We start from the raw sequence: 22,749 nt of genomic DNA on the forward strand, positions 1-22,749 counted from the left end.
GGCAGACCTCCGCCCCCGAGCCCGAGACGACCGACCTTGGAGCCGACCATGCCGCGAGACCTCTCGCGCCCCCCCGCTCTGCCCGTCCCCGGCCCCACCCCCGCTCCGCCCGCCCCCCGCTCCGCCCCCACAGCCCGCCCCACCCTGCTGCTCACCGGCGGCTCCGGCGTGCTCGGCCGGGCGCTGATCGACGAACTCGCCCCCGACCACGACCTGCTCTGCCTGCGCCGCACCCGCCCCCTGGGCGACCCCCGGGTCCGCGAGATCGAGGGCGACCTGCTCGCCCCGCGCCTGGGCCTCACCCCCCGCGCCTGGTACGAACTCGCCCTCCGCGTCGACGTCGTGGTCCACTCGGCCGCCGCCACCAACTGGCACGTCCCGCCCGAGGAGATCGCCCGCACCAACACCCTCGGCACGGACGCCGTGCTCGACCTCGCCGCCCGCGCCGACGCACCGCTCCACCTGGTGAGCACCGCGTTCGTCGCCAACACGCCGTCCGACGAAGACCGGGAGCGCTTCCCGGGCGCCGCCGCCTACCTCGACTCCAAGGCCCGCGCCGAACAGATGGCGCGCGACTCCGGCGTACCCGGCACCATCGTCCGCCCCTCGGTCGTGATGGGCGACTCCGCCACCGGCCGGATCGCCGGACAGCAGGGCCTGACCAAGACGATCGGCGCGATGGTCCTCGGCCAGGTGCCCGTGCTGCCCGGCGCCCCCGAGGCACGGATCGACATGGTCCCGCAGGACTACGTCTCCCGCGCCATCGGCGGCCTCGTCCGCGGCGGCGTCGGCGGCGAGTACTGGCTCACCGCTGGCAAGGAGGCGGTCGAACTGCGGGAGATCGCCGACATCTGCGGCGACTTCGCCGTCCGCGTCGGGCTGCCCCGGCCGCCGCGCCCCCGGCTGATCCCGGTCGAGGCGGTGCACCGGCTGCTGCTGCCGATGCTGGAGGGCACCTCGCTCTCCGGCGCGGTCCGCCAGCGCTTCCGGTACTACGCGGAACTCCTGCTGGTCTTCCAGAGCGGGCTGCCCCTCGACAGTTCCCTCGGCGCACCCCACTGCGGCACCCGCCCCACCCGCGCCGACATCCGCACCGCACTCGTCCGCAACCTGGAGAGCTGGTCCGAGGACCGGCCCGCCCCGCGGCGCCGCCCCGCCGCGCAGACCCCCACGGAGGTGGCCTCATGACCGTATCGTCCCCAGTGCCCGGCACCGCGCCCACGCCCGCCCTCGCGCACGAGGACGCCGACGAGGACGTGGTCGCCCTGTACCTCAAACACATCGGCTCCGGCCGCGCCGTCATGGGCCGGGTCATGGGCGGCATGGCCGAGATCCGCTCCGAGGGCCCCTGGATCCACGCCGACGACGGCCGCCGCTTCCTGAACTTCGGCGGCTACGGCGTCTTCCTGCTCGGCCACCGCCACCCCGCCGTCGTCGAGGCCGTCCACCGGCAGATCGACACCCATCCGCTGGCCAGCCGGGTCTTCCTGGAACCCGTCGCCGCCCGGGCCGCCCGCGCCCTCGCCGCCCACACCCCGCCCGGACTCGACCACGTCCACTTCGTCAACTCCGGCGCCGAGGCCACCGAAGCCGCGCTCAAGCTGGCCCGCGCCCACGGGCGCACCTCGCTCGTCACCACCCGCAGGGGCTTCCACGGCAAGACCCTCGGCGCCCTCAGCGTCACCGCCAACGACACCTACCAGTCCCCGTTCCAGCCCCTGCTGCCCGACGTCACCCAGGTCGCCTACGACGACGCCGCCGACCTCGAACAGGCCCTGGCCGCCCGCCGCGACACCGCCTGCGTCATCGTCGAACCCGTCCAGGGCGAGGGCGGCGTCCGCATCCCGCGCCCCGGCTACCTCACCCGTGTCGCGGAACTGTGCCGGACCTACGGCGCGCTGCTCGTCGTCGACGAGATCCAGACCGGCATGGGCCGGCTGGGCACCTGGTGGGGCGTCGACGCCGAGGACGTCCGCCCGGACATCATGCTGGCCGGCAAGGGCCTCAGCGGCGGCGTCGTCCCCGTCGCCGCGATGGTCGCCACCGCCGAGGCGTACGGCCCGTTCAGCCGCGACCCCTATCTGCACACCTCCACCTTCGGCGCCTCGCCGATCGCCTGCGCCGCCGCGCTCGCCACCGTGACCGCGATGGAGGAGGAGCGCACCGTGGCCCGCGCGGGCGCCCTCGGCGCACGCCTGCTGGCCGGCGTGCGCGAGGTGTGCGCGCCCTACCAGGACGGCCTGGTGCGCGAGGTGCGCGGCCGGGGCCTGCTGATCGGCATCGAGTTCGTCCGGGAACAGGCGGTCGGCGAACTCCTGCTGGAGATGATCGCCCGCGGCGTGCTCGTCAACCACTCCCTCAACTCCACCCGGGTACTGCGCCTGACCCCGCCCGCCGTGGTGGACGACACCGCGCTCGACCTGTTCCTCACCACCTTCGCCGACGCCCTCGGCAGCACCGCCGCCCGCATGGCCGGCTGACCACCACCGAAGCAGTCCGGAAAGACGGGAAGGACCCCACCCCCGATGCCCCACGTGGTACTGCACGCGCTCGCCGACACGGTGGACCCCGCCGAGGCCTACCGCCGGATCAGCGACTTCCGCCGCTACCCCGACTTCACCGACACCGTCCGTGAGGTGAGCGTGGAGCCGCCGCTGCCCGACGGCTCCACGGTCTCCGACTGGGCCGTCCTCTTCCGCGGCGGCCTGATGCGCTGGCGCGAGCGCGACACCTACGACCCGGACACCCGCAGCCTCGCCTTCGAACAGATCACCGGAGACTTCCAGAGCTTCTCGGGCAGCTGGCGCTGCGAACCGCACGGTACCGGCACGCGCGTCGTCTTCACCGCCTCCTTCGACCTGGGCATCCCCACCCTCGCCGACATCCTCGACCCGGTCGCCTCGGCCACCCTGCGCCATCTCATCGGTGAGATCGTCAAGGGCCTGCTGGGGGCGGAGGTGACCGATGAGGGCGCCGACGCCTCCCGTGACTGACCGGGCGGCCCCGCCCCCGCCCCACGCCGAGCCGCTGCGCGAGGAACCGGGCCCGGACGCCGCCCGCTGCCTGGGGCTGTACGCCAAGCTGGCCGCCGGGGTGACCGTGGTGACCGCGCGCGGCGAGGACGGGCCGCTGGGCATGACCGTCTCCGCCGTCACCTCGCTCTCCGCCCGCCCCCCGCTGCTCCTGGCCTGTCTGCGCGACGGCTCCCGCACCCTCGCCGCCGTCCGCTCCCGCCGCGCCTTCGCCGTGCACCTGCTGCGCGAGGAACAGCAGGACCTGGCGGGCCGGTTCGCGTCCCCCACCGCCACGGCCGCCGAACGGTTCGCGGGCACCGGCACCCGGCAGGTGCTCGGCGTGCCCGTCCTGGCCGGCGCGCTCGCCTGGTCGGTCTGCCTGACCGAGGACGTACGCCGCTACGGCGACCACCACCTCGTCGTCGGCCGGGTCGCGGCCGTGCACGTGGGCGGCGGCCGGCCGCTGCTGTGGCACGACCGCCGGTTCCGGGCCCTGACCGAACCGGCACCGGACGGCACCAGGTGACCGGGCCCCCGGCCGGCACACCCCGCTGGGACCCGGCCGAACTGCCGCCGCAGTACCCGCTGCACGGCGTGGTCACCGCGGACGTGGCCGTGGTCGGCGCCGGCCTCGCGGGGCTCGCCTGTGCCTACCACCTCGCTGAACGCGCCCCCGGCCTGGACATCGCCGTGGTCGACGCGCACGGCCCGGCCGCCGGGGCCAGCGGCCGGGGCACCGGTCTGCTCGGCCCCCGGGCCGGCCCGGCGCTCGACCGCGCGGTGCGCCGGTTCGGACCGGACACCGCGCGCCGGATGCACCGGGCCGGCGTCCGCGCGGTCCGCGACGTCCTCGACCTGTGCGCCCGGCTCGACGTGCCCTGCGGACTGCGGCCCGGCGAGCAGATCATGGCCGCCCGCTCACCGGCCGGCCTCGCCGCCCTCGCCCGCCAGGCCCGCGCCGGCCGGCAGCTCGGTCTGGACGTCCCCGTGCTGTCCGCGGCCGGCATCCGCGACCGGGTCGGCGTCTCCTACCCCGCCGGGCTGCTGCACCGCCCCGCGGCCACCCTCGACCCGGCCGCGCTGACCTGCGCCCTGGCCCGCGCCTGCGCCGCCAAGGGCGTCCGGTTCTACGGCGACAGCCCGCTGCTGACGGTCCGCCCCGGCGAACTGGTCGGCCCCGAACTGGTCTTCCCGCACGGCCGCCTCTACGCCGGACGGGCCGTCCTCGCGGTCAACTCCGCCGCGCGGTCGGTGGGCCTGCCGGTCGGCACCGTCCTCCCGCTGGAGGTGTACGCCGTCGCCACCGCGCCGCTGAGCGTCCCGGCGTACGAGGCGCTGGGCGGGGCCGCGGGGTACGCCGTGGTCGACGCCGTGCCCATGGCGCCGTACTACCGGCTGCTCCCCGACCGCGGTGTGGTGGCCGGCGGCGGCACCGTCACCGTTCCCACCGGGCTCGGCGGCCCCCGGCTGCGGGCGGCCAGGGAACGCGCCTGGACCTGGCTGGAGGGGTGGCTGCGCTCCCTCCACCCCGAGCTGGCCCCGGTGCGCGTCACCCACCGCTGGTCCGGCCGGATCGGCGTGACCGGCGACGACCTGCCGGTGGTCGGGCCGGTCGACGGCTTCCCCGACGTCTGGTACATCGGCGGCTGCTGCGGACACGGCCTCGCCCTGTCCGTCGCGCACGGCGCGTACGTGGCCGCCGCCCTGCTCGGCGATCCGGATGCCGGCGAGCCGCTGCCCTGGCACCGCTCGCGCGCCCCCCGCCTGCCGGCGCGCGGCCCCCTGCGGGGCCTGCTGCGCGCCTACGTCGACACGCGCTGCCGCGTCGCACGCCACTCGTGCTGAGGCAGCCGGAGAACGGCGGGCTGACTCCCGTGACCTCGTGCCCCGTGACCCCGGCCCCCGTGACCTCGTTCCCCGTGACTCCGTCCCCCACCGCACAGGAAGGTTCCCGATGCGACCGATGCGCCCCGGCGTACGAGGCACCGACGGCCCCCTGCCCCCGACCCTGCCGTTGGGGACCGTGGACCTCGCCTACCGCCTGGCCACGCGCGGCAGGCCGCTGCCCCTGCCGTTCGTGTTCGCCTTCGACGGTCCGGCGCCGTCCCTGGACACGGTCCGCGCCAGGGTCGCCGAACGCGCCCCGCGCATCCCGGCGCTCAACTACCGCCCCGCCCGGAACGGCAGGGTGTTCCAGCGGGCCGGCGACCTCGCGGTGGAGCGGCACGTGCGGGAGCTGCGGCTGCCCGAGGACACGGACGGCACGGCCACCGGGCGGCTGCTGCTGTCCCGGCCCATGAGCACCGCCGACGGGCCGCTGTGGGAGGTGTGGCTGGTGCACGGCGCGGCGGGCGGCCACGCCCTGTGCTACCGCACCGACCACACCGTCCAGGACGGCGTGGGCGCCGCCTACACCGCGCGCGCCCTGCTCGACGACCGCCCCGACGCCCAGCCCGCCGCGCGGCCCGGCGCCCGCCCGGCACCGGGCGGCCTCGCCGGCGTCCTGCGCGACGTGGCGGGCGGCTTCGGCGCCCCCACGCCCAAGCCGGGCTTCGACGGACCGGTCGGCGGCCGCGACGGCGTCCGCCACGTCACCGTTGCGCTGGCCCGGCTGCGGGCCCTCGGCCGGGCGCACGGCGCCACCGTCAACGACGTGTACCTCGCGGCCCTCGCGCACGCCGTGCGCACCTGGCATCTGAAGGCCACCGGCACGGTCCACCCGCCGCTGCCGGTGGCGGTGCCGATGTCGGTCCGGGCACCGGGGGAGGAGCACGCCCCCGGCAACCGGATGGTCACCGCCCGGCTGCTGCTGCCCTGCGACGAGCCCTCGCCGACGGGGGCGGTCCGGCGGGTGGCGGAGCGCACCCGCCGGCTGAAGGAGAGCCGCCGGCGGGACGCCTTCCGGGTGCTGCTGGCCGCGACCCCGCGGGCGGCCGGAGCCCGGATCGGCCTGCGCCTGGTCAACGGCTCGGTCGTGGCCGGTCCCGCCAGCAGCGTCGGCTTCGGGGCCCCGCTGCGCCACCAGGGAGCCCAGTCGCGGTGGTCGGCCGTCTACTCGGGGCTGGCCTCCGGCATCCGCTGCCTGGTGACCCTGACCAGCCAGCACGACACCGCCTGCCTGACCGTCGTGCACGACGAGCACCTGCCCGCCGCCGGCCGGCTGCCCGGCCTGTGGCTCTCGTCGCTGCTCGAACTGGAACGGAGCTGACTCACCGCGGGGCGGCGAGCGCGCCGGTGGTCAGGAAGACCGTCCGCGCGGCGGCCTCACCGACCAGCGGCAGATACGGGGACAGCCGCCGCACCGCGTAGGGCAGCGTGAACGGGTCCGTCACGGCCGCCTCCCAGCCGTGCTCCGCCCACCAGCGCTCCGGCTCGGCGAGCCGCCACCGCCAGCTGATCCCGGTACTGGCCAGGGCCTTTCGGAACGGCGCCACCAACGCGGAGGAGGCGGTCGCGGCGTTGACGCACTCCGCGCCGAAGGCGGAACCGGGCGCGGAGAGGTCCGTCATGGTGGTGACGACGGACTCCGCGTCGTGCGGCGGCAGGTGGTAGAGGAGTGTCTCGGCCAGCCAGGCGGTGGGCCGCCGCGGGTCGAAACCCGCGGCGAGCAGGTCCGCGGCCCACGCCCCGGTGGGGTCCGTGCCCACGGTGCTGCGCCGGCCGCAGGCCGGCGGGGCCCAGTCGAGCACACGCTCCTTGAAGGCCAGCAGCGCCGGGTCCTCCACTTCGAAGACGTGCACGCCGCGCGGCCAGTCCAGCCGGAACGCCCGGGTGTCCAGCCCGGCGCCCAGCAGCACCACCTGGCGGCATCCCGAACCGGCCGAGGCCAGCAGGTACTCGTCGAAGAAACGGCTGCGCACCACGGCCCAGTCGGGCAGCAGCCGCTGCAGCGGGCCGTCGCCCGGCGGCCCGTCCGGCGGGAACCCGGCCGCGTGCAGGAAGTCACCGGCCCACGCGTCACGGACGTACGGCGCCGGGCGCCCGTACTCCACGGCGTGGGCCGCCGCGGTCCACACGGCGACCTTGGACAGCCCCTCGGGCAGCGGCACGCCTCTGGGCGGCGTGGGCCGTGCGGTGTCCGTCATGGAAACCTCCGGATCGGTAGGGGATCGGCAGGGGTGGTACGGGAACCGGGGCGGCGTCAGGCGGCGGCCCGGGCTCAGCGGGAGTGGCTGCGGCCCAGCAGATAGGCCATCGCGCCCAGGGCCAGCAGGCCGCCGGAGGGACGGACGGGACGCCGGCCGCCCATCGCGGTGGGGGTCCGCGGCTCGTGGACGTTCAACGCGAACTGGCGGTTGGCGACGTCGGTGAGCACCCCGCGCACCTGCTCGGGACTGGTGACCGCGGTCAGCAGCAGCTCCATCGAGTTGCGGGCGAACTGGTGCCGGCCGAGGAACTCCCGGCCCAGCGCGAACAGGATGCGCGGCACCTCCCCCTGGAACACCTCCGGCAGGGTGATCTCGGGGGCCAGATGACGCACCGAACCGTCCAGGTTGGCGAAGGACTTGCCGAGCAGCGACACCGCGGGCGGTGACCCGATGCCCCGCCGGGACGCCTTGGCCAGCACCGTGGTCAGCGCCATGCCGAAGTTCATCTCCTCCAGGGACAGGTGGGAGACCTTGGGCACGAAGGCCGCCATGTCCGCGGCGAACGCGGGCATGTCGGCCCAGGAGGTCATCCGGCCCATCTCCGCCCAGTGCTGGGCGAGCCCCGCGCCGTCGTTCTGCGCCAGCGTCATGAACAGCGGCAGCAGCCGCAGGCTGGTACGGCGGTCCAGGCGGCCCACCATGCCCCAGTCGATCAGCGTCGCGGGCGCCCCGGGGGCGGCGAAGACGTTGCCCGCGTGCGGATCGGCGTGGAAGAAGCGGTGCACGAAGTACCCGTGGTACATGAAGCGCAGCAGGTCCTTGCCGATCTCGACGCGTTCGTCGTCGGCGAAGTGCGACGGGTCGAGATGGCGGACCGAGGTGCCGGTGGCCAGTGACTGGACCAGGACCTTCGGGCCGGCGTGCAGCACCCGGGGCACCTCCAGGGTGCGGAAGGCCCGTACGTGCTCGCGGGCCTCGTCCATGTTGCGGGCCTCGCCGGTGAAGTCCAGCTCCGGCTCCATCGCGTCGAAGACCGAGCCGAGCATCGCCTCGACGTCGATGACCTCGTTGAAGCGGGGCGCGACGCGGGCGACGATCCTGGCCGCCTTGCGCATCAGCGCCATGTCGGCGAGGACGCCCTCGCGGATGCCGGGCCGCTGGATCTTCACCACGGCCGGCCGGCCGCCGGGCAGCGTCACCCGGTAGACCTGGGCGAGGGAGGCGGCGCCGAGCGGCTTGACGGTGTCGATGTCGTCGAAGCGCAGCTTCCAGTCCGGGCCCAGGTCCCGCGCCAGCACCGGCTCGAACTCGGAGAACGGCTGGACGTCGACCTGGTCGTGCAGGTTCTGCAGCTCGTCACGGATGGACTGGGGGACCATGTCGGGCCGGGTGGAGAGCATCTGGCCCAGCTTCACGTAGAAGGGGCCGAGGCTCTCCAGGGCCTGGCGCACCGCCTTGGCACGCCGTTGTTCGCCCGCGGTGGCGTCTTCCGGCGCCCCCTCAGGGGCCTCGGCGGACGCCACCGCGGGCGGGGTGTCCCGCTTCCGGCGTCTGAGCCGGGTCGCCTGGCCGACCTCGTCGGCGACGAGGCTTCCCAAGACCCTGACCACGAGACGCAGGCGGTCTCCGACGGCGGACGGCATGGTGGGCGTTCCTCCTCTATCGGCACGGCGGGATCGGCACGGCGGAGGCCACGACCGTCGGCCGGAGGGTTCCGGCGTGACCGGCGGAGCGGGACGGCGGGGTACGGCGGGGTCAGCGGCTGAGGGGACCACCGCCCCGGAAGCCCGGAAGCCCCGGGTCTCCGGAGGCGCTCGTGGCTCCGGTGGTGCTCGTGGTGCCGGTGGTTCCCGAGGCACCGGTGGCCCCCGTGGCTCCGGTCACTCCCGCCGCCCCGGTGACCGCGGTGGCCCCCGGCAGGCTCGTCGCGCCGGTGACGCCCTCGGACACGTCTTTCGCCGCCTTGGCCGCGTCGGTCGCCACGGAGGCCGCCTGACCGGCCGTCGAGGCCAGTTGGCCGACGGAGTTGTTCTGCAGGACCTGGACGAGCTGTGTGATCATCTGACCGAGCTGGCTGAGCTGACCGGGCAGCGAGGCCATGGACGACAGCAGGTCACCCGCGCCCGCGGCGGCGTGCCCGGCCCCGCCGGCCGGTTGCCCCAGCCCGGCGAGGGCGCCCAACGGGTTGGCGGCCTGGACCCCGGCGAGCACCGCGAGCGGATTCTGGGCGGCGCCGGTGGTGCCGGCGAGTGCCGCGAGGGGGTTGTGGGCGGCGCCGGTGGTGCCGGCGAGCGTCGCGAAGGGGTTCTGAACGGCGCCCGCGCTCCCGGTGAGCGCGGTCAGGTGGTGGTGCGCGCCGCCCGCCAGGGCGAGCGGGTTCACCAGGGCGCCCAGGGCGCCCGCCGGCAGCCCGGCCAGTGCGTCGACCGGGTTGCCGGAGCGGCCCGCCCCCGGCTTGCCGTCCCGGTCCAGGAGGTCGTCGAACGCTTCCTTCCCGCTGTCGGCCACATCGCCGATGAGGTCCTTGATGATGTCCTGGATGCTCTTGGACATGAGAGGAGCTTCCTTTCCTTTTCCGCGGTGTACGCAGATGGGATGGCGGACCCACGGCGGCGGATGTTTTCCGGAGCGTGGGACGGTTACCGTGCGCAGCCCTCCAGGGCTTTGGCGCACGCCGTTTTCAGGCGTGCCCGACCTCGGGTGAACGCGGCTTCCGCCGCTTTCACGGAAATGTTGTGTATGCGGGCGAATTCCGCTGTGGAGATTCCTGCGGCACGGGCGAGTATGACTTCCTGCTCCCGGCCGCGCAGTTTTTCCGCCTGGCTCAGCAACCATCTGCCGAAATCCTCGTCGCAGACGTCCTCCTCGGTGGTACCGGGGAAGTCCAGAAGTGCCGCGCGCTGCAACAGCCTGCTACGACGCTCCATTTCGCGGTAGAAGTCGATGCAGAGCCGAAGCGCCACGGACGTCAGAAAGGGCCCCAGCCTGTTTTTGTCCAGGGTGGCGTGTGCGGCTGCTCTGGCCATGGTTTCCTGAACACAGTCCTCGGCATCCTGAAGACTCGGCAGTCGGCGTCGAACCAACCGCATGAGGCGGCCCTGATGCTGGAAAATGTCTTCCCAGGAGCATGCAGCGGGCGATTGGCAAGTGGAATGTGGTGCCATTGTGAATTGCGGCCCGTTGTCTCTCGGATTTAGGCGGGGAAATCGGCGGCCGGATTTCTTCTCCGGCGGCCACGCGCCTTTCCTACCCGAGTGCCCGGGGCGGCAAACCGCATTATTTCAGATCCGCTTCTCCGCTGATCCGAAGAAATGATTTTCCGCGCTCAGTCCCGGGCCGGAGCCGTCCCGGAGGACCGGCCGGCCGCCGACCGCGGAGCGGGCCGCCTGGCCCAGTCCCGGTTCCAGTTGAACCACATGTCGCGCAGGGTCTGGTGCGCCTGGGTGACGCCCGAGCGCAGTTCGGTGGCGTACGTCTGGACGGCCTCCTTGCCGACCATCCGCGCGCCCCCGGTGAAGTACGAACCCCGCACGTGCCGCGGTGAGCGGAACCTGCCCCACAGCAGGATCCGCATCAGCGGCCAGAGCGTGAACACACCGGCGGGGCACCGGTCCCGCGGGTCGAGCGTGCCCCACACCTGCGGGCACAGCCCGCTCTCGCGCAGCAGCTCGTAGATGCGGCCGACGGTCCGCTCCTTGGACGACGCACCGTCCCGGTAGGCCAGGACGGCGTCCCGGGACTGCTCGAACAGCCGCTCCACCCAAGGGTTGTCGACACCTTGGAGCCCCCGGTAGGGCGGCAGTTCCAGGGCGTCGAAGCAGGCGGTGTCGTGGGTCTTCTCGAAGGCGACGGCGGCCTGGTTCTGCGCGTTGGTGCCGTACAGCGTGGTGATGGTCCACACCCGGTTCCAGGCGTTCCACAGGTCGAAGTCGTCGAAGGAGATGTAGCTGCACGACACCAGGTCGTCGTAGAACCGGAACATGCGCTTGGTCCAGTGCTCCAGGTACTGGAACCGGGCGGTGTCGAAGTCGTCCCGGCGCACCGCGTCGATGAGCCGGTGGCCGAGCGCGTTGAGGGACATCACCGTCACCGCGAGCCCGCTGGAGAACAGCGGGTCGATGAAGTCGCTGGCGTGCGGCAGCAGGCACCACCGGTCGCCGACCACCTGCCGTGAGGAGAACTGCGTCCGGTCGGTCGACACGTACGGCCGTACCGGCCGCGCCCGTTCGAACTGCCGCGCCACACTGGGGAACCGGCCGACGTGCTGCCAGAACTCCTCCTCGGCACCGACCCCCTCGGGCCGCGGGTACGCGTCGAGGTCGAGGTTGATCCCGACGCTGCACAGCCCGCTGGTGCCGGCGGTGTGGTTGTCGAACGGGATGACCCAGAGCCAGCCGCCCTGGAACACGTGGTGCAGCGTTCCCTGGCTGAACGGGCTGGGCATGCCGTGCTGTTCGCGCGGCGGCGCCACGGTGTCGAAGGGCCGTACGTCCACCATGTGCGTGAAGATGGTGCGCGACCGGGTGCGGTACGGCGGTTCCTGCCGCAGCCCCAGCCGCTCGGGGAGCATCGCCCGCATCCCGCCGGCGTCCACCACGTACGAGGCGCGGAAGCTGCCCTTGTCCCGGGTGACGAGCGTGGCGTGGTCGTCCTCGAACTTGACGTCCTCGACCACGGTGTGGGTGTGCGCGGTGACGCCGTAGGACACGGCGACGTGGAACATGTGGGCGTCCACGTCCTGACGGAAGAAGTGCGAGTCGGGACCGAGCGGCGGCCCCCAGGTGGGGTACTGGGTGCACTCCTTTGCCCGGGTGGGCTCGCCCTCCCGGTGGTAGACGAAGCTGAAGTTGCGCTTGACCCCGCAGTTGGACGAGACGTGCCGGCGCAGCGCCCCGTACGTCGCCAGGTGCTCGATCTCGGGGACGTCGTAGCGGCGGGCCAGCACCCGCAGGCCGAAGGTGGTCTCGGGGACGGTGGACTCCCCGATGGCGAACCGGGGGTGCCCGCTGCCCTCCAGCAGCAGGGTGCGCACACCGTGCCGGGCGAGGACCGCCCCGAGCATCGTCCCGCCGATGCCGCCACCGACGATGGCGACATCGAAATCCCGCTGGTCCTCTTGCATGTCTGGGGTCCTTTCGCGACGGGAGGAGCGAGTGGCCCGGCCCGGCGGTCACCGCGGGGCGGCGGGCCGGGCCGGCAGCACCCGGCGCGGCCCGCAGGCCGCCACCCGGGCGCAGAAGGAGAGGGTGAACCAGGAAGTCGGGGCCAGCCCGGCGAGCAGCCGCCGCTCCCCGGGCACCCGCCGGTCACCGCGCCCGGTGACGTCCAGCCAGGCGCCGAAGTGCAGCAGCCGGGCCTCGGGTCCCGCGTCCGGCGCGGGGAACGGCCGCAGGTGTTCGCGCACCGCCCGGGTCAGCGCCCGGCGGCGGTCGTCGCCCACCTGCAGTCCGGCCAGGAACCGGTCGAGCAACTCGGCGCCACGGGCGGTGAACCCGCCCCGGCCGAGCGGCGCGCGGCCCACCAGCCCGGTGTCGTGGAACACGGCGGCGGCCAGCAGCCCGGCCCGGTCGTAGCCGGTTCCGGCGGCCCGGGCGCCGGCGTCGGCCAGCAGGAACGTCCGCAGGGAGTGCAGCGCCAGGCCGGCCGGCAGCAGCCGGGACGCCTCGCGCAGGGCGGCGTCCGCCAGGGGATCGCCGAGCAGACCCGCCAGGGGCGGCCGGCCGAGCAGCGGCTGCCACGCCCGCGGCAACGGCGGCCGGCCGGCCGCCGGACGGCCGGAACCGGGAACGCCGGGACGTGCGGTCATGGCCAACCCCCTTCGACTGCGGCCCCGTTGATGCCTTCCTCACCTCTCTTTACGCTCGGGCCCCGCCCGCTCCCGCGCCCTGCCGGCCTTTGGCCGGTCTTCGCCCGTCGACGGTCGAACGCGGGTCCGCCCCGGCCGGCGGGCGTCCGCCGCGGCCGAGTCGGACCACGGCGGACGCCCGCCGGCCGGGGCGGGCGCGATGACGGAATCCGGCCACTCACCGGAACGAGGAGTGAAAACGAACGAGGGGTGAGAACAAAGGAAGGGCGAAGACAGCGGCGCGCACGACGCCCCGCACGCTCCGGCGCGCGTTCCGGCTCCTTTTCCGGCGAGTTAGTACCGCACCCGGATCCCGGGCATTCTGCTTCCGTGATCGCCGTGCTCAACGTCCACGAACGCGCGCTGCCCGCCCCGCCGGAGACCGTGGGAGCCCTCATCGACACCCTGGGCTCCCGGGACGACCGCCTCTGGCCGCCCGACTGGCCCCCCATCCGCTTCGCGGGGCCGCTGGCCGTCGGCGTCCCGGGCGGCCACGGACCGGTGCGCTACGTCGTGAGCCACTACGTCCCCGGCCAGTGGGTGCGGTTCCGGTTCACCGGTCCGCGGGGCTTCGCGGGCTTCCACGAGTTCGGCGTCGATCACCTGGACGGCCGGTGGTCCGTACTGCGCCACACCCTGGTCATGCGGCCGGTGGCCCCGCTGTGGCCGGTCTGGGCGCTGTTCTTCCGGCCGCTGCACGACACCGTCTTCCGGGAGTGCCTGGACCGCGCCGAACGCGCGCTCACCGGCAAGGTGGCCCGCCCCGTCCGGTGGAGCCGGTACGTCAGACTGCTCCGCGCGGTGACCGCCCGCCTCGCCCCGCACCTGGCAGCCGGCCGGCGGCAGGCGCTCAGTACGCACCCGGAGGGGTGAGCCCTCTGCCTGCGACAGGGGGAATTCTTTCACCCGGACGAGGGGTCGTGGAGGAAATCCCCGGACGGGAGACTGGAAGCCGGAGAAAACGCCGGACCCCTTCTTCAGGATCGGATTCCCAGGATCGGACAAGCGCCGTGGGCTTCTCGACCCCCCGCCTCCCCGGACCCGGCACCGACGACGCCGCCAAGGACATCACCGAGCTGCCGCACCGGGCGGCCGTCCTCACCGAGGTCACCGGCGCCACGGTCGTCACCACCGTCGACGTCGAGGCGGACGAGGACGACTGGGACCCGCCGCTGACCGACGAGCACCCCCGCCCGGTGGTGCTCGTGCACGGCACGTTCGGCAATCGCGGCTGTACCTGGTCCACGGCGGCCCCGGTGCCGCGGGAGCGCGGCTACCGCGTCTTCCGCCCCGACCACGGCAAGCACCTCGACCCGGTGCTCCTCGGCCCCGGTGACATCAGGAAGTCGGCGGAGCAGCTGCGGGACTTCGTCGACGAGGTGCTGCGGCGCACCGGTGCCCGGCAGGTCGACATCGTCGGCTTCTCACAGGGCGGCATGATGCCGCGCCACTACCTGAACAAGCTCGGCGGAGGCCCGAAGGTCCACCACCTCGTCGGCATCAGCCCCAGCAACCACGGCATCACCGCGCAGGGGCTGATGAACCTCGCCCGGCAGATCCCCGGCGCGCTCGAGCTGGTCGAACAGGGCGTGGTCGCCATGACCGTCCCGGCCTGGCCGCAACTCCAGCACGACCACCCCTTCCGGCGCGGACTCGCTGCGCTCGGCGAGAGCACCGACGGCGTCCGGTACACCGTCATCGCCACCGCCTGCGACGACGTGGTCACCCCCTGCGCCTCCTGCGCCCTGGCGGAGACCGAGGACCGGTACGTCCGCGACATCCTCCTCCAGGACATCGCCCCGGACGACCGCACACCGCACGTGGGCATGCCCTACGACGCGACGGTGCTGCGCGAGGTGCTCGCGGCGCTGGAGTCCTGACCCCGGCTGCCGTCGAGGAGGACGCGGGCCACCAGCCCGGGGTCGTCGTTCATCGGCACGTGGCCGCAGCCGGGCAGCCGGACCAGCCGGGCCCGCGGGATCACCGCCTTGGCGCGGACACCCTGCCGGGGTATGAGCAGCCGGTCCCGGGTCCCCCAGGCGACGGTGACCGGCACGCGGTCGACGTCGTCGGTGAAACGGACCTCGCGGCCGGCCCGGAGCGTCGCGGCGAAGCTCTCGGCACGGGCCAGCGCGCGTGTCTCGGCGACCACGGCTTCGGGCGAACGGCGCCCGGGCCGGGCGTATATCGTGCTGGTCAACAGGGCGCGGCCGGCCGCGGTGCGGGACAGCCGCTCGACCAGCGGGGGCGGCAGGCGCCGGGCGGTGGCCCGCATGCCCGCCAGCACACCGAAGGCGTAGCGCCGTTCGGCCTCGGTCCAGAAGCCCGCCGGGGACAAGGCCGTGACCGACCGGACGAGGTTCTCGCGGCCCAGTTCCAGGGCCAGCAGTCCGCCCAGCGAGTTGCCCGCCACGTGCGGCCGGTCCAGGCCCAGTTCCGCGCAGAACGCGGTGAGCACGGCGGCCGTCGTCGGCAGGTCGTGCGGCAGGCCGTCCGGCAGCGCCGGGGAGGCGCCGAATCCGGGCAGGTCCAGGGCGATCACGTCGCGCTCGGCCGCCAGGATGCGCAGCACCGGGTCCCAGGCCTGCCGGTGGTGGCCGATGCCGTGCAGCAGGAGCAGCGGTTCACCGCTGCCCGAGCGCGCGTAGGACACGGTGACGGGGCGCGGGCCGTGCGGGGCGGGGACCGTGAAGGAGACGGTTGCGGACATGGGCACTCCTGGTCGTGGCGCGTCCGGGGAACATGCGTAGACAGAGTGTCAGCAAAAGCTACCGACGGGTAGACCCGGGGTGTGCATCCGGTATTGGTCTTGACCAAGGAGGAGGGCCGCCCTATGGTCGCGGAGAAGTGCAACAACCTTTAATAAACAAGGGCGTTAAAACGCCGCCGGACCACGGCGAGTGCGGAGGACAGGGTGGGGACCACGCAGCTGGAACCGGTACAGGAACCCAAGTACTGGCACTTGAGGACCGTGCTCAGCGAGGCGCTGGACTCGGAGTTCTCCGTCGGCGAGGTTCTGCCCAACGAGCGTGATCTCGCCGCCCGTTTCGGTGTCGCCCGCGCCACGCTCCGCCAGGCCCTGGAACAGCTCGAACTGGAAGGCCGGCTCCAGCGCCGCCGCGGCGTCGGCACGACCGTGGCGCCACCGCGCGTGGGCGTCGCCGTCGGCACCCGGGAGCAGGTCTGGCCCGGTGTGGCCGACGACGCCTGGGAGCCGCTCGACAGCACCCTGGCCACGCCGCCCGCGGCCGTCGCCGACGCCCTGGGCACCGACCGCGACGCCCCCGTGCACACCGTGCGCCGCTCCCGCGTCTCGCACGGCCAGCCGGTGGCGGCGGAACTGCTCCACGTTCCGCCGGCGTCCGTCCCCGGCCTCGGTGACGCCCCCGCCGGAGCGGCACGCGCGCGTGAGATCCTGCGCGAACTGCACCGCCTGGAGCTGGCGCACCAGGAGAGCTCCGTGGAACTGGGCTCCGCCCGGGCCGAGGAGGCCAGGGAACTGGACCGCCTTCCGGGCGCCCCCGTCCTGGTGGTCACCACCCGCTACCTCACCGAGTCCGGCACGGCGGCGCTCAGTGTCGCCACCTACCGGGCGGACACCTGCCGGCTGACGTTCGGCGACGCGGGGGACGTACGGGTCCACCACGGGGTGGCGAGCGGGGCCGGCTGAGGCGGGCGGGCGGCGACCGGTCGCGGAAGGACCGGTCCGGTGGCCTCGCGGATTTGCCGGCGGACGGGAGCACCGGCGGGCCGGTGACGCGGCCCCTGGCCCCCGGGAACCTGAACGGTGGTCGGCGAAGCGGCCGGCCTGGACGACCGGAGCGGCGGAGCCGGCCCCTGCCGGGCGGTGGCCGGCCGGTGACGACGTGGCGGCCCGCTCCGGCCGGGCGGTGCCCGCCCGGTGGCCGTACCGAGACCAGCCCCGGCCGGACGAAGACCGGCCGGGGACCGTTCGGCGGCCGCCCCGGCTCAGCAGCCGACCGCGGCCCCGCGGTGACCGCCCCGGCCGACGGCCGCGTCCGGAACGGCCGCCCCGACCGGCGGACCACCGCGGAGCCGGTCACCGGCGAGCCGTCGTTCCCTCCACCGCGAAGAGCTGTTCCTCCACGTGGTCCAGGGCCAGCCGCAGCGCGCCCGTCGGTACGGCGGCCTCGCCCAGCAGCGACAGGGCGACCCGCGGGGGGCGCAGACAGTAGCGGGACAGCTCGCGGCGCAGGGGTTCCAGGACGCCGTCGAGACCGGCCGCCCAGCCGCCGATCACCACCAGCTCCGGGTCGAGGGCCAGCACCAGTGCCGCCACGTCGTGCACCAGGCGCTGGATGAACCGGTCGACGGCCGCGCGGGCCCGCCGGTCACCGCCCCTGGCCTGAGTGAACACCTGCGCGACCGCCTGCTCGTCGAGCGGGTGCAGCGGCTCGTCGGTGGTGGACAGCAACGTCTCGGGCGTCACCTCACGGCCCAGCAGATGCAGCGCCCCGATCTCCCCGGCCGCCCCGCCGAACCCCCGGTGCAGCCGCCCGCCGATCAGCGCGCCCGCCCCCGGACTCAACCCGGCCAGCACGAACACCATGTCGTCCGAGTCGGTGGCGGCACCCTGCCAGTGCTCGGCCACCGCCGCCGCGTTGGCGTCGTTCTCGACCAGGACCGGGCACTTGAAGGAACGGCTCAACCGCTCGCCCAGCCGCAGCCCCGTCCACCCGGGCAGCGCCGTGCCCAGCCGCACCGTGCCGTCCGCCTCGACGATCCCCGGCGTCGCCGCCCCCACCGCCCGCAACGAGCCACGCGACACCCCGGCCCGGCGCAGCAACTCGGCGACGACGCCCCGCAGTCGCTCCAGCCGCTCGTCGGCCGGCGCGTCCTCGCCGACGTCCTTGGCCTGGACACCGAGCACCGTGCCGTCGAGGTCGGACAGGAGCGCGGACACCCGGTGCGGGCCGATCTCCAGCCCCAGCAGATGCCCCGCCTCCGCCCGGAACCGGAACCTCCGGGCAGGCCGCCCCTGCCGCCGGGCCGAACCCTCCTCGGCCACCGCCTCCACGACCAGCCCGGCCTCGATCAGCCCGTCGACCACACCCTCCACGGTCGGCCGGGACAACCCCGTCACCTGGGTGATCTCGGTCAGCGTCGCGCAGTCCGTCGCGCGCAGCGCGTGCAGCACCACCGCGGAGTTGATCCTCCGCAGCAGCGAGGGATCCCCGCCGGTCAGCCGCCCCACGGTCCGTCCTCCCAGCTCGTGCGCGTGTTGGCCGGATGGTACTCGGCACACCGGGCCCCGGCGAGTGCCGATCCGCCCGCTCCCGCACGGCTCAGCCCGGCGCCACGAACCCCGACTCGTACGCCGCGATCACCGCCTGCGTGCGGTCCCGCGCCCCCAGCTTCCCCAGGACGGCGCTCACGTGCGACTTCACCGTCTCCGTCCCGACGACCAGCTCGGCGGCGATCTCCGCGTTCGACAGCCCGCGGGCCATCAGACGCAGTACCTCGCCCTCCCGCTCGGTCAGTCGGGCCCGCTCCATCACCGCGCGGGCCGCGCGCATCCCGCCGTCGTCGCCGTGCTCCGCCGTCAACTGCCGCACCGACGCCGGGAACAGCAGCGACTCACCCTCCGCCACCAGCCGCACCGCGTGCACGATCTCCGCGGGCCGGGCCCGCTTCAGCAGGAACCCGTCGGCCCCGGCGCGCAGCGCCTCGTACACGTACTCGTCGTTCTCGAAGGTGGTGATCACCAGGATCTTCGGCGGCTCGGCCACCGTCCGCAGCACCGCGCGGGTGGCCTCGATGCCGTCCAGCAGCGGCATGCGGACGTCCATGGCGACCACGTCCGGCCGCAGCTGCCGCACCAGCGGGATCACCGCCGCCCCGTCGGCCGCCTCCCCGACCACCTCGATGTCGGGCTGCGTCTCCAGCACCGTCCGCAGGCCAGCGCGCACCAGGGGTTCATCGTCGACGAGGAGAACGGTGACCGGCATCCGGCCAGAGTAGATCAGCCCACCGGCAGTACGACGTGGACCTGCCAGTCACCGGCGTCGGGGCCCGTGCTGGCGTGCCCGCCGAGGAGCGCGGCGCGCTCCCGTATGCCGCGCAGTCCGCTGCCGCGGCCCGGGCCGGGCGCGTCGGCCGCGAGCGGGCTGCGTATCTCCAGCCCGAGGGTGCTGTCCTCGACCCGGACACGGACCCGGACGGGAACGGCCCCCGCGTGCCGCAGTACGTTGGTCAGCGCCTCCTGGAGAATGCGGTACCCCTCCCTGGAAACCGGCCCCGGCACGGCCTCCAGCGGCCCGGTCACCTCCGTGTCGAGTTCCGCCCCGGAGGACCGCGCGGACTCCAGCAGCCGGTCCGCGTCCGCCAGCGTCGGCCGGGCGCTCACCGGACGCCGCTCCTCCCGCAGCACCCCCAGGACGCGTTCCAAGTCCTCCAGGGCAGCCCGCCCGGTGTCCTCGATGGCCAGCAGCGCCCGGTCGGTGAAGTCCGGGTCACCGGCCGCCCGCGCCGCGCCCGCCTGCACGACGGCCGCGGTCAGCGCGTGCCCGATGGAGTCGTGCAGTTCGCGGGCGATGCGGTTGCGCTCCAGCAGCTGTTCGGTGCACTCCTCCAGCGAGGCCAGCCGCTCGGCAGGGGAGGGGCCGAGCAGTGCGCGGGCGGCCGTGGTGGCCAGGGCGCCGAGGGCCACCACCGCTCCGTACAGCGCGACCAGGGGAACCGGCACGAGGAGGGCGTACGCCCGGTGCGGGGCGATCGTCCCGGCGAACGTGTCGACGCCGTGCCCCGAGGCGAGCCGTACCAGCCAGTACACGGTGATGGGCAGCCAGACGCAGACGCCCGAGACCAGCCAGCCGAGCGCCATCCGCACCTCCAGCCACACCACCGTGCGCAGCCGGTCCGTCCAGGTCACCGAGGGGACGGGAGAGAAGCCGGCGTCGTCCCCACGGGGCAGCAGGAGCCACTGCGCCTGCAGCCGCTCGCCGCCGCGCACCCCCGCGATCAGCCCCAGCGGGGCCAGCGCCACCGCCGGTACCCACATCCGTGTGTCGTCGATGAGGATCCACAGGCTCACGACCAGCATCGGCACCCACAGGTGCAGCAGCCGGGTGTACGTCGTCCCCCGCACCAGCGGGCGCAGCAAGCGGACCATGGCGGCATCGTGCCAGTTGCCACTGACACCGGCCCTCCCCCGCACGGGGGAGACGGACTCCACCGGCGGGGGAGGCCCGAGCCGGGCACGATCGGCCACGCTGCCGTCATGACCAGCATCGAACTGCGGGCCCTCACCAAGGAGTACGGCACCCGACGCGCCGTCGACGACCTGACCTGCACCGTCCGCCCCGGCCGTGTCACCGGCTTCCTCGGCCCCAACGGCGCCGGGAAGTCCACCACCATGCGCCTCGTCCTCGGCCTGGACCGGCCCACCTCCGGCACCGCCACCCTCGGCGGACGCGCCTACGCAGCGCTCGACGAACCGCTGCGCCACGTAGGCGCCCTCCTCGACGCGCACGCCGCGCACGGCTCGCGCACCGCCCGGGACCATCTGCGCGTCCTGGCGGTGAGCAACCGGCTGCCCGAACGCCGGGTGGACGAGGTGCTGGAGGAGACGGGCATCGCGTCGGCCGCCCGGCGCCGGGTGCGGACGTACTCACTGGGCATGCGCCAGCGGCTCGGCATCGCCGCCGCTCTGCTCGGCGACCCGGAGGTGGTGATGCTGGACGAGCCGTCCAACGGCCTCGATCCCGAAGGCGTCATCTGGATCCGGGAACTGCTGCGCCGGCTCGCGGCCGAGGGCCGTACGGTGCTGGTCTCCAGCCACCTCATGAACGAGACCGCGTCCTTCGCCGACCATCTGGTGGTCCTGGGCCGGGGCCGGCTGCTGGCCGACACCCCGATGCGGGAGTTCATCCACGCGCGCGTGCGGCCACGCGTCCGCGTCCGCACCTCGGACCCCACCGCCCTCGCCGGTGTCCTCGCCCGCCACGGCCACGACGCCGTGCGGCACGAGGCGGGGCACTGGACCGTGTCCGACGCGCGCGTGGAGGACATCGGCCGGGCCGTCTCGGCGGCCGGGGTGCCGATCCTCGAACTCTCGGCCGAGGAGGGGACCTTGGAACAGGCCTACCTCGACCTGACGGCCGTCGAGACCGAGTTCACCGCCCGGCCCCAGGAGGCCCGACCATGACACACGTACCCGTCCTGCGTTCCGAGCTGCTCAAGGTCCGCACCCTGCGGTCGTCGTACGGCACGCTGCTGGCGGTCTTAGCCGCCACCACGGCGTTCTCCGCGCTGGCCGGTGCCTCCGACACCTCCGACCCGGACTTCGACGCCCTGTTCACGGCTCTGTCCGGCGTCCTGCCCGGCCAGATGGCCGCCGTCGCCTTCGGAGCCCTGGCCCTGTCGTCCGAGTACCACGGCGACGCCATCCGGCTGTCCCTGGCCGCGGTGCCGCGTCGCGGACGGTGGTACGCGGCCAAGCTGACGACGGTCGCGGTCCTCTCCCTCGCCGTGGGTCTCGTCACCGCCCTCGCCGCCCTGCTGGCCGCACGGGCGGGTCTGGGGCCGGCCGCGAGCGGGCTCAGCACGGCCGAGCAGACGCGCGGCGTCGTGGGCTGCGGCGTCTACCTGATGCTGATGGCGCTGTTCGCGGCCGGCCTCACCGCGCTCTTCCGCAGCGGTGTCGCCACCCTCTCGGTCCTGGTCCCGCTCCTCCTCGCCGTCTCCTTCGTGATCGGCGACGCGGTCGGCGGCGCCACCGACTTCCTGCCGGACAAGGCGGGGCGGGTGGTCCTGTACGAGACGTACGACGGGAGTGTCGGCCCCTGGACGGGACTCGCCGTGACGGCGCTGTGGACGGCCGCCGCCGTGCTGGCGGGCGGATGGCGGCTGTGCCGCCGGGACGCCTGACGGGCCACCGGTCGTCAGTGGTGCCCGCTCCCCTGGAGCCCTGGAGCCCTGGAGCCCTGGAGCCCCGGACACCGCGCCGCGCATCGTCCTCGTCGAGGAGCTGTGCTCTTGCCCCTTCCCGGCGGGGGCACGGCCACCACCGCGTGGTGCCGAGCGGCAGCCACGGCCGGGAGGCGGCGGGCACCGGCCGCCGGCCGCGCTCGCCGTCGCCGGCCGGGACGCGACGGACGAGGCGTGGTCGCCGGCCGCCGTCACGCGGGAAGCCCCGCCATGAACCACGCCCAAGTCCGTTTTCGCGTCCAGGTCCGCGTCCGGGCCTGCCGCTGCGCCTGCGCGTACTCCCGCGTCCGGGCCCGCGCCTACTCCCGCGCCGCGACCCGCAGCCGTGCGAACTCCTCCGCCATCGTCTGGGCCGTCCAGTGCGCGTTCAGCCCGCTCGGGTTGGGCAGCACCCACACCCGGGTGTTCCCGATCACCCGTTCCTGCGGCCCCACCCGGGCCTTCCGGTCGTCGAAGGCGACCCGGTACGCGGTGACACCGAGCACGGCCAGCCAGCCCGGCCGCAGTCGCGCCACCTTGAGGGCCAGCTCCCGGCCGCCCTCCCGGTACTCCTCGGCGGTCAGCTCGTCGGCCCGGGCGCTCGCCCGCGCGACCACGTTGGTGATGCCGAGCCCGTACGAAAGGAGTTCCTCCTGCTCGGCGGGTTTGAGCAGCCTCGGGGTGAACCCGGACAGATGCAGCACCGGCCAGAACCGGTTGCCGGGGCGGGCGAAGTGGTGGCCCGTGGCGGCGGTCATCAGACCGGGGTTGATGCCGCAGAACAGCACCTGGAGACCGTCCGCGACGACGTCCGGTACGAGACGGTCGCGGGCGGCCTCCAGTTCCGCCGGGGTGAAGCGGGGCATGTCCGTCC

22 protein-coding genes are annotated in these 22,749 nt (G+C 74.4%); 11 read left to right on the forward strand and 11 right to left on the reverse strand.

The features are described 5' to 3' along the window. Positions 1–48 precede the first annotated feature (48 nt). From ACY1JF_RS21600 to ACY1JF_RS21625, 6 genes are all read left to right on the forward strand, one after another. Positions 49–1,188 (forward strand): SDR family oxidoreductase, encoded by a 1,140-nt coding sequence (locus ACY1JF_RS21600; protein ID WP_462706829.1) that lies wholly within the window; start codon positions 49–51, stop codon positions 1,186–1,188. Further along, complete coding sequence (locus ACY1JF_RS21605; RefSeq protein ID WP_462706830.1) at positions 1,185–2,480, forward strand: aspartate aminotransferase family protein; 1,296 nt, start codon at positions 1,185–1,187, stop codon at positions 2,478–2,480. Before ACY1JF_RS21600 ends, ACY1JF_RS21605 begins: the two co-directional genes overlap by 4 nt. Before the next feature lie 45 nt (positions 2,481–2,525). Continuing rightward, the gene (locus tag ACY1JF_RS21610) at positions 2,526–2,993 is read left to right on the forward strand and encodes an aromatase/cyclase (protein WP_462706831.1); all 468 of its coding nucleotides are present in this window, start codon (positions 2,526–2,528) and stop codon (positions 2,991–2,993) included. Further along, a complete protein-coding gene (locus ACY1JF_RS21615; protein WP_462706832.1) occupies positions 2,965–3,540 on the forward strand; it encodes a flavin reductase family protein in 576 nt (191 codons plus the stop codon). Before ACY1JF_RS21610 ends, ACY1JF_RS21615 begins: the two co-directional genes overlap by 29 nt. Continuing rightward, positions 3,537–4,859 (forward strand): NAD(P)/FAD-dependent oxidoreductase, encoded by a 1,323-nt coding sequence (locus tag ACY1JF_RS21620; protein WP_462706833.1) that lies wholly within the window; start codon positions 3,537–3,539, stop codon positions 4,857–4,859. The genes ACY1JF_RS21615 and ACY1JF_RS21620 overlap by 4 nt, the downstream gene beginning before the upstream one ends. 109 nt (positions 4,860–4,968) lie before the next feature. Continuing rightward, a complete protein-coding gene (locus tag ACY1JF_RS21625) occupies positions 4,969–6,222 on the forward strand; it encodes a wax ester/triacylglycerol synthase domain-containing protein (protein WP_462706834.1) in 1,254 nt (417 codons plus the stop codon). Between the two features lies 1 nt (position 6,223). Here ACY1JF_RS21625 and ACY1JF_RS21630 read toward each other — a convergent pair whose 3' ends face one another. From ACY1JF_RS21630 to ACY1JF_RS21655, 6 genes are all read right to left on the reverse strand, one after another. After that, complete coding sequence (locus tag ACY1JF_RS21630) at positions 6,224–7,099, reverse strand: SAM-dependent methyltransferase (protein ID WP_462706835.1); 876 nt, start codon at positions 7,097–7,099, stop codon at positions 6,224–6,226. Positions 7,100–7,173: 74 nt separating this feature from the next. Beyond that, positions 7,174–8,745: an ABC1 kinase family protein gene (locus tag ACY1JF_RS21635; protein WP_462706836.1), complete on the reverse strand. Its 1,572-nt coding sequence runs from the start codon at positions 8,743–8,745 to the stop codon at positions 7,174–7,176. Between the two features lie 112 nt (positions 8,746–8,857). Then, the gene (locus tag ACY1JF_RS21640; protein WP_462706837.1) at positions 8,858–9,655 is read right to left on the reverse strand and encodes a hypothetical protein; all 798 of its coding nucleotides are present in this window, start codon (positions 9,653–9,655) and stop codon (positions 8,858–8,860) included. Between the two features lie 86 nt (positions 9,656–9,741). Further along, positions 9,742–10,266: an RNA polymerase sigma factor gene (locus ACY1JF_RS21645; protein ID WP_462706838.1), complete on the reverse strand. Its 525-nt coding sequence runs from the start codon at positions 10,264–10,266 to the stop codon at positions 9,742–9,744. A gap of 161 nt (positions 10,267–10,427) precedes the next feature. Then, positions 10,428–12,224 (reverse strand): NAD(P)/FAD-dependent oxidoreductase, encoded by a 1,797-nt coding sequence (locus ACY1JF_RS21650; protein WP_462706839.1) that lies wholly within the window; start codon positions 12,222–12,224, stop codon positions 10,428–10,430. Between the two features lie 48 nt (positions 12,225–12,272). After that, positions 12,273–12,908, reverse strand: coding sequence for an HD domain-containing protein (locus tag ACY1JF_RS21655; RefSeq protein ID WP_462706840.1), 636 nt, complete (start codon positions 12,906–12,908; stop codon positions 12,273–12,275). 369 nt (positions 12,909–13,277) lie between these two features. Between ACY1JF_RS21655 and ACY1JF_RS21660 the strand changes: the two genes are divergently transcribed. After that, positions 13,278–13,820 (forward strand): SRPBCC family protein, encoded by a 543-nt coding sequence (locus tag ACY1JF_RS21660; RefSeq protein ID WP_462706841.1) that lies wholly within the window; start codon positions 13,278–13,280, stop codon positions 13,818–13,820. 137 nt (positions 13,821–13,957) lie between these two features. Then, positions 13,958–14,827, forward strand: a complete 870-nt coding sequence (locus ACY1JF_RS21665; protein ID WP_462706842.1) for a lipase family alpha/beta hydrolase — start codon at positions 13,958–13,960, stop codon at positions 14,825–14,827. Here the strand turns inward: ACY1JF_RS21665 and ACY1JF_RS21670 are convergent. Beyond that, the gene (locus ACY1JF_RS21670; RefSeq protein ID WP_462706843.1) at positions 14,779–15,657 is read right to left on the reverse strand and encodes an alpha/beta fold hydrolase; all 879 of its coding nucleotides are present in this window, start codon (positions 15,655–15,657) and stop codon (positions 14,779–14,781) included. The genes ACY1JF_RS21665 and ACY1JF_RS21670 overlap by 49 nt on opposite strands. A gap of 204 nt (positions 15,658–15,861) precedes the next feature. On the opposite strand from ACY1JF_RS21670, the gene ACY1JF_RS21675 reads away from it, so the two are divergent. Then, the gene (locus tag ACY1JF_RS21675) at positions 15,862–16,617 is read left to right on the forward strand and encodes a GntR family transcriptional regulator (protein ID WP_462706844.1); all 756 of its coding nucleotides are present in this window, start codon (positions 15,862–15,864) and stop codon (positions 16,615–16,617) included. 390 nt (positions 16,618–17,007) lie between these two features. On the opposite strand, the gene ACY1JF_RS21680 is transcribed toward ACY1JF_RS21675, so the two are convergent. From ACY1JF_RS21680 to ACY1JF_RS21690, 3 genes are all read right to left on the reverse strand, one after another. Next, positions 17,008–18,162, reverse strand: a complete 1,155-nt coding sequence (locus ACY1JF_RS21680) for an ROK family transcriptional regulator (RefSeq protein WP_462706845.1) — start codon at positions 18,160–18,162, stop codon at positions 17,008–17,010. 91 nt (positions 18,163–18,253) lie between these two features. Then, positions 18,254–18,916 (reverse strand): response regulator transcription factor, encoded by a 663-nt coding sequence (locus ACY1JF_RS21685; RefSeq protein ID WP_462706846.1) that lies wholly within the window; start codon positions 18,914–18,916, stop codon positions 18,254–18,256. A 14-nt stretch (positions 18,917–18,930) separates the two neighbouring features. Then, positions 18,931–20,079 (reverse strand): sensor histidine kinase, encoded by a 1,149-nt coding sequence (locus tag ACY1JF_RS21690; protein ID WP_462706847.1) that lies wholly within the window; start codon positions 20,077–20,079, stop codon positions 18,931–18,933. Between the two features lie 108 nt (positions 20,080–20,187). Between ACY1JF_RS21690 and ACY1JF_RS21695 the strand changes: the two genes are divergently transcribed. Both ACY1JF_RS21695 and ACY1JF_RS21700 read left to right on the forward strand, forming a co-directional pair. Then, positions 20,188–21,114, forward strand: coding sequence for an ABC transporter ATP-binding protein (locus ACY1JF_RS21695; RefSeq protein ID WP_462706848.1), 927 nt, complete (start codon positions 20,188–20,190; stop codon positions 21,112–21,114). After that, on the forward strand, positions 21,111–21,836 hold the full coding sequence (locus tag ACY1JF_RS21700) for an ABC transporter permease (protein WP_462706849.1): 726 nt from the start codon (positions 21,111–21,113) through the stop codon (positions 21,834–21,836). The genes ACY1JF_RS21695 and ACY1JF_RS21700 overlap by 4 nt, the downstream gene beginning before the upstream one ends. A 359-nt stretch (positions 21,837–22,195) precedes the next feature. Here ACY1JF_RS21700 and mug read toward each other — a convergent pair whose 3' ends face one another. Next, the gene (mug, locus tag ACY1JF_RS21705) at positions 22,196–22,741 is read right to left on the reverse strand and encodes a G/U mismatch-specific DNA glycosylase (protein ID WP_462706850.1); all 546 of its coding nucleotides are present in this window, start codon (positions 22,739–22,741) and stop codon (positions 22,196–22,198) included. Positions 22,742–22,749 lie beyond the last annotated feature (8 nt).

This window comes from Streptomyces sp. SYSU D01066-1 (assembly GCF_054956795.1).

Bases quoted from the DNA above. Each gene is read 5' to 3' on its own strand.
- ACY1JF_RS21600 (WP_462706829.1), top strand. From the start codon at position 49: ATGCCGCGAGACCTCTCGCGCCCCCCCGCTCTGCCCGTCCCCGGCCCC.
- ACY1JF_RS21605 (WP_462706830.1), top strand. From the start codon at position 1,185: ATGACCGTATCGTCCCCAGTGCCCGGCACCGCGCCCACGCCCGCCCTC.
- ACY1JF_RS21610 (WP_462706831.1), top strand. From the start codon at position 2,526: ATGCCCCACGTGGTACTGCACGCGCTCGCCGACACGGTGGACCCCGCC.
- ACY1JF_RS21615 (WP_462706832.1), top strand. From the start codon at position 2,965: ATGAGGGCGCCGACGCCTCCCGTGACTGACCGGGCGGCCCCGCCCCCG.
- ACY1JF_RS21625 (WP_462706834.1), top strand. From the start codon at position 4,969: ATGCGACCGATGCGCCCCGGCGTACGAGGCACCGACGGCCCCCTGCCC.
- ACY1JF_RS21630 (WP_462706835.1), bottom strand. From the start codon at position 7,099: ATGACGGACACCGCACGGCCCACGCCGCCCAGAGGCGTGCCGCTGCCC.
- ACY1JF_RS21635 (WP_462706836.1), bottom strand. From the start codon at position 8,745: ATGCCGTCCGCCGTCGGAGACCGCCTGCGTCTCGTGGTCAGGGTCTTG.
- ACY1JF_RS21640 (WP_462706837.1), bottom strand. From the start codon at position 9,655: ATGTCCAAGAGCATCCAGGACATCATCAAGGACCTCATCGGCGATGTG.
- ACY1JF_RS21645 (WP_462706838.1), bottom strand. From the start codon at position 10,266: ATGGCACCACATTCCACTTGCCAATCGCCCGCTGCATGCTCCTGGGAA.
- ACY1JF_RS21650 (WP_462706839.1), bottom strand. From the start codon at position 12,224: ATGCAAGAGGACCAGCGGGATTTCGATGTCGCCATCGTCGGTGGCGGC.
- ACY1JF_RS21655 (WP_462706840.1), bottom strand. From the start codon at position 12,908: ATGACCGCACGTCCCGGCGTTCCCGGTTCCGGCCGTCCGGCGGCCGGC.
- ACY1JF_RS21670 (WP_462706843.1), bottom strand. From the start codon at position 15,657: ATGTCCGCAACCGTCTCCTTCACGGTCCCCGCCCCGCACGGCCCGCGC.
- ACY1JF_RS21685 (WP_462706846.1), bottom strand. From the start codon at position 18,916: ATGCCGGTCACCGTTCTCCTCGTCGACGATGAACCCCTGGTGCGCGCT.
- ACY1JF_RS21690 (WP_462706847.1), bottom strand. From the start codon at position 20,079: ATGGTCCGCTTGCTGCGCCCGCTGGTGCGGGGGACGACGTACACCCGG.
- ACY1JF_RS21695 (WP_462706848.1), top strand. From the start codon at position 20,188: ATGACCAGCATCGAACTGCGGGCCCTCACCAAGGAGTACGGCACCCGA.
- ACY1JF_RS21700 (WP_462706849.1), top strand. From the start codon at position 21,111: ATGACACACGTACCCGTCCTGCGTTCCGAGCTGCTCAAGGTCCGCACC.
- mug (WP_462706850.1), bottom strand. From the start codon at position 22,741: ATGCCCCGCTTCACCCCGGCGGAACTGGAGGCCGCCCGCGACCGTCTC.